The organism is Candidatus Streptomyces philanthi, from assembly GCF_059553635.1.
In genome coordinates this window covers 1-1,329 of sequence record NZ_JCANQV010000605.1, presented here as the reverse complement: position 1 = coordinate 1,329, position 1,329 = coordinate 1, and the positions used below count along the sequence as shown (strand labels likewise).

General features: G+C 77.1%; 1 protein-coding gene and 1 pseudogene. One reads left to right on the top strand and one right to left on the bottom strand.

Annotated elements, in window-relative coordinates:
• Positions 1-590, top strand: a 590-nt coding sequence (locus AC51EU_RS30570) for an SDR family NAD(P)-dependent oxidoreductase (protein ID WP_496270339.1), incomplete at its 5' end; no start/stop codon positions are given.
• A gap of 1 nt (position 591) precedes the next feature.
• Here the strand turns inward: AC51EU_RS30570 and AC51EU_RS30565 are convergent.
• Positions 592-1,329 (bottom strand): annotated as a pseudogene (locus AC51EU_RS30565) (DUF3533 domain-containing protein); the annotation flags it as partial.

The window sequence follows — 1,329 nt, the reverse complement described above, 5'->3', positions numbered from 1 at the left end:
TGGAGACCCTGGAGCTGGACGTCTCCGACGAGGCCGCGGTCCGCGCGGGAACCGCCGCGGCCCTCGCCGCGCTCGGCGGCCTCGACGTCCTCGTCAACGCCGCGGGCATCCTGCGTGCCGCGCACACCCACCACACGGGCCTGGACCTCTTCCAGCGGGTCCTCGCCGTCAACCTCACCGGCACCTTCCTGATGGTCCGTGAGGCGCTGCCCGCCCTGCTGGAGGGCCGGGCGCCGGTGATCGTCAACTTCAGCTCCACCTCCGCCTCGTTCGGCCACCCGTACATGGCGGCGTACGCGGCGAGCAAGGGCGGCGTCCAGGCCCTGACCCACACCCTGGCCGCCGAGTACGCCCGGCGGGGCCTGCGCGCGGTGTGCGTGGCGCCGGGCGGCGTACGGACCGGGATGACCGCCGACCCCGGCCTGCCCGGGGACGCCGACCCCCGCTTGTTCGGCAGGCTGCTGCCGGCCCTCGCCGGGGGCCTCGCGGAGCCGGAGGCCGTCGCGGGCGTGGTGGCGATGCTCGCCTCGGAGGACGGCTCGTACATCACCGGGACGGAGGTCCGGGTGGACGGCGGCACGCACCTGTGAGTCAGGGCGCGGCGAGATCGCTCCCGGCCCGCGGCCGCACCCGCCGCTCGGCGCCCCGCCGCCGCAGCACCGCCATGAGGACGGTCACCAGCGCCCCGCCCACCGCCCACGCCGACAGCACCAGCAGCGGCCCGGTCAGCGCCCGGCCCCCGAAGTACGCGACGGAACGCGCCGCCCAGGTCCCCGCTCCGGGCGGCAGCGCGGGCCCGAGCGCCCGCCAGAACGGCGGCAGCAGCGGGTACGGGTAGGCGCCGCCCGCGCTGGGGTTGCCGAACACCACGACCACCAGGATCGCCAGCCCGATACCGATGATGCCCAGCAGCCCCTGGAACGCCAGGGTGGTGGCGCCCACCGCGAAGACGGTCAGCGCGCCCACGCCCCACAGGGCGAAGAGGCTGCCGGGCAGCGCCCCGAGCACCGGGCCCGCCACCACCGTCCCGGCCAGGCCCGCGACGACCGCGAAGACCGCCAGCGCGCCCAGCCGGATCACCGCCCGCCGCCCGTTGGCGGGCCGCGCCCCGGCGCTGATCGCGAGGATCGCCGCGCACAGATAGCCGCCGACGCACCAGCCGACGACGAGGTAGAACGCCGACAGGCTGCGGGCGTCGTCCGGGTCGGCGGGCAGGACGTCATCGGTGCGCACGGTGCGGTGGCGCTGCTGCTCCGCCGCGGTCACGACCGTCTCGACGGCCTGGGACAGCGCGGCGCCGCCGCCGCTCGCGACGAGCAGCCGGTCGGT